Annotated in this window: 6 protein-coding genes; 4 read left to right on the top strand and 2 right to left on the bottom strand. The window is 71.9% G+C overall.

Translation table 11 applies throughout. The features are described 5' to 3' along the window. Positions 1-1,888 (top strand): 4-alpha-glucanotransferase (gene malQ, locus PROKR_RS20975; protein WP_051433205.1); only part of this gene is annotated, 1,888 nt, incomplete at its 5' end. Between the two features lie 82 nt (positions 1,889-1,970). Here malQ and PROKR_RS30885 read toward each other — a convergent pair. Then, complete coding sequence (locus tag PROKR_RS30885; protein ID WP_142033405.1) at positions 1,971-2,987, bottom strand: hypothetical protein; 1,017 nt, start codon at positions 2,985-2,987, stop codon at positions 1,971-1,973. Between the two features lie 208 nt (positions 2,988-3,195). Between PROKR_RS30885 and pepN the strand changes: the two genes are divergently transcribed. Further along, positions 3,196-5,760, top strand: a complete 2,565-nt coding sequence (gene pepN / locus PROKR_RS20965; protein ID WP_036966849.1) for an aminopeptidase N — start codon at positions 3,196-3,198, stop codon at positions 5,758-5,760. A gap of 95 nt (positions 5,761-5,855) precedes the next feature. On the opposite strand, the gene PROKR_RS20960 is transcribed toward pepN, so the two are convergent. Next, positions 5,856-7,898, bottom strand: a complete 2,043-nt coding sequence (locus tag PROKR_RS20960) for a M13 family metallopeptidase (RefSeq protein ID WP_036966845.1) — start codon at positions 7,896-7,898, stop codon at positions 5,856-5,858. 49 nt (positions 7,899-7,947) lie between these two features. Here PROKR_RS20960 and PROKR_RS20955 point away from each other — a divergent pair, with 49 nt between their 5' ends. Beyond that, positions 7,948-8,400: a ribose-5-phosphate isomerase gene (locus PROKR_RS20955; RefSeq protein ID WP_036966842.1), complete on the top strand. Its 453-nt coding sequence runs from the start codon at positions 7,948-7,950 to the stop codon at positions 8,398-8,400. Next, positions 8,393-9,415, top strand: a complete 1,023-nt coding sequence (locus PROKR_RS20950) for an Fpg/Nei family DNA glycosylase (protein WP_036966839.1) — start codon at positions 8,393-8,395, stop codon at positions 9,413-9,415. Before PROKR_RS20955 ends, PROKR_RS20950 begins: the two co-directional genes overlap by 8 nt. Positions 9,416-9,525 lie beyond the last annotated feature (110 nt).

The following is a 9,525-nucleotide window of genomic DNA, read 5'->3' as shown; positions in this document are numbered from 1 at the left end:
GCGGGTGGCGGCGCCCGGCGCCACGACCGCGACGGGCTCGTTCGCCACCGTCCGGGGCACGCGCGTGCAGCTGCGCCAGGCCGACGTCTACACCGAGCCGCGCACCGTGGACAGCCGCAAGGTGGGCCGGGCGACGTTCACGCTCCCGGACACGCTGCCGCTCGGCTGGCACACGCTGCACGCCGAGTCGGGCGGGCAGACGGCCAAGGCCACGCTCGTCGTGACCCCGGCCCGGCTGGAGCTGCGCAAGAAGATCGCCCGCAAGCAGGCCTGGGGCTTCATGGTCCAGCTCTACTCGGTGCGCTCCCGCGACTCCTGGGGCATGGGTGACCTCGCCGACCTGGGCGACCTCGCCTGGCAGACGGCGCACAACGGCGGGGCCGACTTCGTGGCGGTCAACCCGCTGCACGCCACCGAGCCGGTGCTGCCGGTGACCCCGAGCCCCTACCTGCCGACCTCTCGGCGCTTCATGTCGCCGCTGTACATCCGGGTCGAGGACATCCGTGAGACGGCGTACCTCTCCGCCGCGGACCGCTCGCTCGTCGAGTGGGCCGCCGAGCCCGTCCGGGAGCTGTCCGAGGACTCCGGCCCGATCGACCGGGACGCGATCTGGGAGGCCAAGAAGGCCGCGCTCGAGGTCGTGTACACCGCGCCCCGCTCGGCGGCCCGCCAGACCGCCTTCGACGAGTTCGTGCTGGCCCAGGGCCGGGGCCTGGTCGACTTCGCCACCTGGTGCGCCATCAAGGAGCACCTCGACGGCCGCGACTGGCCCGTCGAGCTCGCCGACCCGGGCTCGTCCGGCGTCCAGACGCTGCGCAACGCGCTCTCCGACCGCGTGCAGTTCTACTGCTGGCTGCAGTGGGTGGCCGACGAGCAGCTGCGCGCGGCGCACCGCGCCGGCCTCGACGCCGGCATGCGGATGGGCGTGTTCAAGGACCTCGCCGTCGGCTCGTCCCCGGACGGCGCCGACGCCTGGGCGGACGCCGCCGTCCTCGCCCGGGGCGTGTCCGTGGGCGCCCCGCCGGACATGTACAACCAGCAGGGCCAGAACTGGTCCCAGCCGCCGTGGCACCCGCGCGCGCTCGCCAAGGTGGGCTACGCGCCGTACCGGGAGATGCTGCGCACCGTGCTGCGGCACTGCGGCGGGCTGCGCGTGGACCACGTGCTCGGGCTGTTCCGGCTCTGGTGGATCCCGGGCGGGGCGCGCGCGTCGGCCGGGGCGTACGTCACTTACGACCACGAGGCCCTCATCGGCATCCTGTGCCTGGAGGCCCACCGCGCAGGGGTCGCCGTCGTCGGCGAGGACCTCGGCACGTTCGAGCCGTGGATCCGGGACTACCTCGCCGAGCGCGGCATCCTCGGCACGTCGGTGCTGCTCTTCGAGCGGGACGCCGACGGGGTGCCCGTCGAGCCGGAGGCATACCGCGCCCAGGCCCTGGCCACCGTCACCACACACGACCTACCGCCCACCGCGGGCTACCTCGCGGGTGAGCACGTGGACCTGCGCGAACGCCTCGGGCTGCTCACGGAGGACGCGACGGTCCTGCGCGGGCGCGCCCGACAGGAGCGCGAGTCGCTGGTCGAGGCGCTCTCCCGGCGCGGCCTGACGACGTTCGACCCCTCGGAGCGCGAGCTGGTCGAGGGCCTGCACCGCTACCTCAAGGACACACCGGCGGCGCTGGTGGGGGTGTCGCTGGCCGACGCCGTGGGCGAGCGCCGGGCGCAGAACCAGCCCGGCACCGACTCCGAGTACCCGAACTGGCGCGTGCCGCTGGCGGACTCGGCGGGGACCGTCGTGCTGCTGGAGGACCTGTTCACCAACGCCCGCCTGCGCTCGCTCGTCACGGTGATGAACGAGGAGCCCCCGGAGCCGGCTCCGCCGCAGTAGAACCCTGGCGAGACAGAACCGCAGCGCGTCCTACGCGTGCGCCGCGGTTCTGTCTCGCCGCCCTACGTCGGCAGGGCGACCGTCAGGCCTGCCCGATGCCCGCGCGGGCGATCGAGAAGCCGCTGCCCGTCGCGTCGGACACGCAGGTCATCCCGGTCTGCGCGCTCGTGCACGTGAAGCCGTGGGCCTTCTTCGTGGCGTCGTACTTCAGGATCGCGACGTCGCCGCCGGCCTTCTTGGGCTGGTCCTTCTTGCTCACGCACGGCTGGGTGACGTTGCCTGTCGGGTCGACCTTCGCGACGTAGCCGGACGCGCCACCGCACGAGGCATCGGGGGCCGGCTTCTGGTCGAGCTGCGCGATGCCGCACGTCGCGGCGTCGGCGGAGATCGTGCAGGTGATGTTGAGCGACGGCGCGGCGAAGGTCTCGACCCCGGCCCCGCCGTCGGTCTCCAGGCCTTCCTCGGCCTCCGGCTCGGTCGACTGCTCGGCGGTCGGCGACTCGCCGCCGCCCGACGCGGAGGTGTCCGGGGAGCCGAGCAGATTCACGGCGAACACGATCGCGGCGATCACGAGCAGCACGTCCAGGGCGATGAACGCGATCCAGCCGGGGCTGAGCTTCTTGCGCTCGGGCTCCTGCTGGTAGCCGCCCGGCTGCCCGGCGTAGACCGGCTGGCCGTACTGGTCGTAGCCCTGCGGCTGGTACTGCGCGGGCTGCTGCTGGTACTGGCCCCCCTGCTGGTACTGCCCCTGCGGCTGGTACTGGCCGGGCTGCTGCTGGTAGCCGCCCGGCTGCGCGTACCCCTGCTGCTGGTACTGCTCGGGGTAGTACTGCTGCTGCATCGTCGGGTCGCCGCCGCGCTGCACCGACTGCACCATGGGAGCACCAGGCGCCGCCGGCGCGGGGGTGACGGCCTGGGCGAACTGGTTGGTCGGCGAGATGGCGGGCGGCTTGCGCGTCGCCGCCGAGACACGCTGCACCGGCGCCTGCTGGACGGGCGTCGGCATGGTGGCGGGGTGCTGCTCCTGGAGGGGAGCCGTGGGCTCCTCGTCAGGGCTGCCGCCCGGTGGCGGTGGCGGTGGCGGCACAGTGCCGGACATCGGGCAACTCCTCAGCTCAAATCGGTCGGTCTGGGCGACCGCGGTCGATCGTACACAAAGGCGTTACTCGCTGTTACTCCTGCGTGGCATGATCGACGAGTCGTCGCAGGTAGTTCACAGACCGGACGAGAAGCCAACCGATAAAGCGCGCCATTCGGACGCGCGGGGCGCCGTTCGGCGCCCATGAGCAGACAGACGTGGAGGGCCCGTGCCCGGAGAGAACCTGACCCGCGCCGAGGCGGTCGAACGCGCCGGCGTCGTCGCGGTCGAGTCGTACGAGATCGCGCTGGACCTGACCACAGGTCCGGACACCTTCGTGTCCGCCACGACGCTGCGCTTCACCGCGACCGAGGGTGCCGCGACCTTCGTCGACCTGGTCGCACCGGCCGTCCGGTCCGTGACGCTGAACGGCCGCGAGCTGGACCCCGCCGTCGTGTTCGCCGACTCGCGGATCGCCCTGGACGGGCTGGCCGCGGACAACGAGCTCGTGGTCGTCGCCGACTGCGGCTACACGAACACGGGCGAGGGCCTGCACCGCTTCGTGGACCCCGTGGACGGCGAGGTCTACCTCTACACCCAGTTCGAGGTGCCGGACGCGCGCCGGGTGTTCGCGTGCTTCGAGCAGCCGGACCTCAAGGCCACGTTCCAGTTCACCGTGACCGCGCCTGCCGCGTGGGAGGTCGTGAGCAACGAGCCGACGCCGGAGCCGGCCCCCGCGCAGCACGCGACCAAGGGCGACGTCGAGGCCGCGACCTGGACGTTCGAGCCCACGGGTCGCATCTCGACGTACATCACGGCGCTCGTCGCGGGCCCGTACGCGGTGGTCCGGTCGTCGCTGACGTCGTCGGACGGCCGGGAGATCCCGCTGGGCGCGTTCTGCCGCAAGTCGCTCTCCGCGCACTTCGATGCCGACTACATCTTCGAGAAGACCCGCCAGGGCTTCGAGTTCTACGAGTCCACGTTCGGCGTGCCGTACCCGTTCACCAAGTACGACCAGCTGTTCGTGCCCGAGTACAACATGGGCGCGATGGAGAACGCGGGCTGCGTGACCTTCACGGAGTCGTACGTCTTCCGCTCCAAGGTGACCGAGGCCGTGCGCGAGCGTCGCGTCGTGACGATCCTGCACGAGCTGGCGCACATGTGGTTCGGCGACCTGGTCACCATGAAGTGGTGGAACGACCTGTGGCTCAACGAGTCGTTCGCCGAGTACGCCTCCACGCTCGCCACCGCCGAGGCCACCGAGTTCGAGGCGGCCTGGACCACGTTCTCCGCGATGGAGAAGTCGTGGGCGTACAAGCAGGACCAGCTGCCGTCCACGCACCCGATCGTCGCCGAGATCAAGGACCTGGAGGACGTCCAGGTCAACTTCGACGGCATCACGTACGCCAAGGGTGCCTCGGTGCTCAAGCAGCTCGTGGCCTGGGTGGGCCGCGACGCGTTCATCGCGGGCGTGTCCGCCTACTTCGGCAAGCACGCGTGGGGCAACACCGAGCTGCCCGACCTGCTCACCGAGCTCGAGGCCACCAGCGGCCGCGACCTCAAGGCATGGTCCAAGCTCTGGCTCGAGACGGCCGGCGTCAACACGCTGCGCCCGATCATCGAGACGGACAGCCACGGCCGCATCATGTCGTTCGTCGTGGAGCAGACGGCGCCCGCCGAGTGGCCCACCATCCGCCCGCACCGCCTCGGCATCGGCTTCTACAGCCTGTCCGACGGCGGCGAGCTGGTGCGCACCCGGTTCGTCGAGGTCGACGTCGACGGACCCCGCACGGACGTCAAGGAGCTCGTGGAGCTCGACCGCCCGGCGCTCGTGCTGCTCAACGACCAGGACCTCGCCTACGCGAAGATCCGCCTCGACGCCGAGTCGCTCCGCGTCGCGCTGGAGCACCTGGCCGACATCACCGACCCGCTGGCCCGGTCCCTGGTCTGGGGATCGGTCTGGGACGCGGTGCGTGACGGCGAGGTGCCGGCGTCCGACTACGTGCGGCTCGTGCTGGGCGGCATCGCCGGCGAGACCGAGTCCACGACGCTGCGCACCACGCTCAACCAGATGGTGCTGGCCGCGAAGCAGTTCGTGGCGCCGTCGGCCCGGGCGGAGACGCTCGGAGGCGTGGGCGACACGCTCTGGTCGCTGGTGGGCGACGCGGAGGCCGGCTCGGACACCCAGTTCCAGCTCGTGAAGTTCTTCGCGCACGTGGCCTCGACGCCCGCGCACGTCGCGACGCTGTCCGGCCTGCTGGACGGGTCCGTCGCGCTCGACGGCCTGGAGATCGACACCGATCTGCGCTGGGAGCTGCTGGAGGGTCTCGTGCTCAACGGCGCCGCCGGCGACGCGGAGATCGACACCACGCTGGCCGCCGACGACACCGCCACCGGCCGGCAGTCCGCGGCCCGTGCGCGGGCCGCCAAGCCGACGGTCGAGGGCAAGCTCGCCGCCCTGTCCTCGGTGGTCGACGCCGCCGACGTGCCGAACGCGATCATCCGGAACACCGGGCTCGGGTTCCTGCACGTCAACGACCCGGCCCCGCTGGCCGACGTCGTCCAGCCGTACCTGGACGCCGTGCTCAAGGTGTGGGACGAGCGCAGCTACCACATCGCCGAGGAGATCATCGAGGGCTTCTACCCGGCCCCGCTGGCGTCGGCGGAGCTGCGTGACGCGACGCGGGCGTGGCTGGAGACGAACGCGGACGCGGCCCCGGCGCTGCGTCGTCTGGTCGTCGAGGCCCTCGCGGGCACCGAGCGCGCGCTGAAGGCCCAGGCCAAGGACGCCTGACGGGGGCGGCCGGGCCGCACACCTTCGAGGCCTAGGTTTCTTCGCTTTGAGCCAGCTCAAAGCGAAGAAACCTAGGCCTCAAAGGTCAGGGGCGACTACCAGATGCGGACCCGGTCCTCCGGGGCCAGGTACAGCGCGTCGCCCGGCTTGACGTCGTAGGTGGCGTAGAACTCGTCCACGTTGCTCACCACGCCGTTGCAGCGGAACTCGTTGGGGGAGTGGGGGTCCGTCGCCAGACGGCGCAGCACCTCCTCGTCGCGGCCCTTGGACTGCCACACCTGGGCCCAGCCGAGGAAGATCCGCTCCAGGGCGGTGAGCCCGTCCACGACCGGCGCCTCGTCCAGCGGCTTGCCGAGCGCGATCCGGTAGGCCTTGATCGCGATCGACAGGCCACCCAGGTCGCCGATGTTCTCGCCGATCGTCAGGCCGCCGTTCACGTGCGCCTCGGCGGCGCTCTCGCCGTCGCCCTCGCCCTCCCCGGAGCCCTCGGACGCCTCGGAGCCGACGGCGGACGCCGCGAGCTGGGCCGGCCGGAACGCGTCGTACTGCGCGATCAGCGCGCTCGTGCGCTTCTCGAACTCGGTGCGGTCGGTGTCGGTCCACCAGTCCTCGAGGCGGCCGTCGCCGTCGTACTTGGAGCCCTGGTCGTCGAACCCGTGCCCGATCTCGTGCCCGATGACGCCGCCGATGCCGCCGAAGTTCACGGCGTCGTCGGCCTCGGGGTCGAAGAACGGGGGCTGCAGGATCGCCGCGGGGAAGACGATCTCGTTCATGCCCGGGTTGTAGTAGGCGTTGACGGTCTGCGGCGTCATGAACCACTCGTCGCGGTCCAGCGGCTTGCCGATCTTGGCGAGCTCGTAGTCCTGGTCGAACGCGTTGGACCGGCGCACGTTGCCGACCACGTCGGCGGCGTCGACCTCCAGGCCGGAGTAGTCGCGCCAGCGCACCGGGTAGCCCACCTTCGGCGTGAACTTCTCCAGCTTGGTCAGCGCCTTGGCCTTGGTCTCGTCCGTCATCCAGTCGAGGCCCTGGATCGACTCGCGGTATGCCGCGACCAGCGCCTCCACGAGGCGGTCCATCCGCTCCTTGTTCGACGGCGGGAAGTGCCGCGCCACGTACTCCGCGCCCACGACCTCGCCGAGCGCGCCCTCCACGAGGGCCACGCCGCGCTTCCAGCGCTCGCGAACCTCCTGCGCGCCGGTCAGGGTGCGACCGTAGAAGTCGAAGTTGGCCTCGACGATCTCGTCGGTGAGGTACGGCGCCCGGGCGCTGACCACGTGGTACGTGATCCAGAGCTGCCAGTCGAGCAGCGGCAGCTCGCTCCACAGCGCGGCGAAACCGGTCGCGAAGCCGGGCTCGCGCACCACGATGTCGTCGAACGCGCCGGCCGGCACGCCCAGCGCGTCGGCCCAGGCGGTCCAGTCGAAGCCGGGCGCGGACGCGACCAGGTCGGCCAGCGTCATCGGGTTGTAGGTGAGCGTGGCGTCGCGGTCGCGCACCACGTCCCAGTGGTGGCCGGCGAGCTGCTTCTCGACGTCGTAGACGCGCTGGGCGGCGTCGTCGGCCGTGACGCCCCACTCCTGAAGGACCGGCGCGAACGCGAGCATCCGCGCGATGTGCGGCACGTACTTCTCGCGCAGCGCGGCGTACTGCTCCTCGCGGTAGTACGCCTCGTCGGGCAGGCCGAGGCCGGACTGCCGCAGGTAGACGACGTACTTCTCCGGGTCCTTGGCGTCGTTGTCCACCCAGAAGCGGACGCCGGCCGCGCCGCCGGTGCGCTGCAGCGTGCCCAGCGCGCGGGTCAGGGCCGCGACGTCCCCGGCGTCCCGGACCAGGGCGAGGTCCTCGTCCAGGGGCGCGGTGCCGAGCTCGGCGATGCGCTCCGTGTCCATGAAGCTCGCGTACAGGTCGCCGATCGTGGAGCCGGTGGGCGCGTCCTGGATGATCTCGCGGACGTGCACCTCCGCCTGGTCGTAGAGGGCGCGGAACGCCCCGTCCATCGCACGGTCGGCGGGGATCTCGTGGGAGTCGATCCACCGCCCGTTGACGTGTCGGTACAGGTCGTCCTGCGGGCGGGTGGCGGGGTCGAGTGCGTCGAGGTCGATCCCCGACGTGGGTCCTGTGGCATCGCTCGTCATTGCGCCAGCGTACGCAACACGGACCCTCCGCATGAGGGAAGATGGGGCCATGCGTCTCCACATCGCCGCCGACCACGCCGGGTACGACCTCAAGCAGCACCTGGTGCGGCATCTCACCGCCGCCGGGCACGACGTCACCGACCACGGTGCCCACGAGCTCGACCCCCTGGACGACTACCCGGCGTTCTGCCTCGCCGCCGGTGAGGCCGTCGTCGCCGAGCCGGGCTCGCTCGGCATCGTGATCGGTGGTTCGGGCAACGGCGAGCAGATCGCCGCGAACAAGGTGACCGGCGTCCGTGCCGTGCTCGCCTGGTCGCTGGAGACGGCGAAGCTCGGCCGTCAGCACAACGACGCCAACGTGATCGCCGTCGGCGGGCGCATGCACACCGTGGAGGAGGCGACGTCGTTCGTCGAGGCCTTCGTGGCCGAGCCGTTCAGCGGCGACGAGCGGCACCAGCGCCGCATCGACCAGCTCGCCGAGTACGAGAGCAAGAGTGCCTGAGGGACACACCGTCCACCGCCTCGCGCGGACGTTCGACACGTTGTACGCCGGGCAGGTGCTCCGGGTGAGCAGCCCGCAGGGGCGGTTCGCCGACGGCGCAGCCGTGCTCGACGGCCGTCGTCTCGTGGCGAGCGAGGCCTGGGGCAAGCAGCTCTTCCTCGGCTTCGCGCCCGCCGACGTGTCAGACGTACGGGTCACCGGGCTGACCCGTGCCCCTGACACGTTGTGGCTGCGCACCCATCTCGGGCTGTACGGGGCGTGGACGTTCGCCGGGGCACCGGACGCCCCGGAGGTCGCGCACGCGATCGGCGCGCCCCGGCGCCGGATCGGCGAGCGCGACTCGCTGCCGACGTCGGCCCCTTCCTCGTCCGTGTCAGACGTACAGATCACCCCTGTGACCTCTACGTCTGACACGTGGGACGTCCCGGAGCCACGCGGACAGGTGCGGGTGCGCCTGCTCGGCGCGCACGCCGTCGCCGATCTCACCGGTCCCACGGCGTGCGAGGTGATCACGACCCACGAGAAGCAGTCCGTCGAGGCACGCCTGGGGCCCGATCCCATCCGGGACGACGGCGACCCCGAGGCCTTCGTGGCACGGGTCGGCCGGTCGCGGGTGACGATCGGGCAGCAGCTCATGGACCAGGCCGTGGTCGCCGGCGTGGGCAACATCTACCGCGCCGAGGCGCTGTTCCGCGCCGGCGTGGACCCCCTGCGGCCCGGGCGCGAGGTGCCGTCGGCCGCCGTCCGTGCGATCTGGGACGACCTGGTCGTGCTCATGCGCGACGGCGCGGAACACGGCGCGATCGTCACCACCCGACCGGAGGACCGGGGCACAGCGGGCGGCCGGGGGCGCACCCGGCAGAACACCGACGGCGCCCCCGGCGCCGTGCCCGCCGACCAGGCCTTCTACGTGTACCACCGGGACGGGCTGCCGTGCCGGGTGTGCGGGTCGCCGGTGCTGGTCAAGGAGCTGGTGGGCCGCAACCTGTTCTGGTGCGGCACCTGCCAGACCTGAGGGCCGGTCAGAACACCCAGGACGCCCCCGGCGCGACCGGCCAGCCGAACGCGGCGCTCGCCCGCGCCAGCGCGCCCCGTCCCCGCCCTGGGTGCACGGTGACCAGCCCG

Source organism: Promicromonospora kroppenstedtii DSM 19349 (assembly GCF_000515355.1).
GTDB lineage: Bacteria > Actinomycetota > Actinomycetes > Actinomycetales > Cellulomonadaceae > Promicromonospora > Promicromonospora kroppenstedtii.
Note: the sequence above shows the minus strand (reverse complement) of the source record. Positions and strands in the feature narration are given on the sequence as shown.

Excerpts from the sequence above, each read along its gene's own strand:
- PROKR_RS30885 (WP_142033405.1), bottom strand. The coding sequence starts at position 2,987 with ATGTCCGGCACTGTGCCGCCACCGCCACCGCCACCGGGCGGCAGCCCT.
- PROKR_RS20955 (WP_036966842.1), top strand. The coding sequence starts at position 7,948 with ATGCGTCTCCACATCGCCGCCGACCACGCCGGGTACGACCTCAAGCAG.
- PROKR_RS20960 (WP_036966845.1), bottom strand. The coding sequence starts at position 7,898 with ATGACGAGCGATGCCACAGGACCCACGTCGGGGATCGACCTCGACGCA.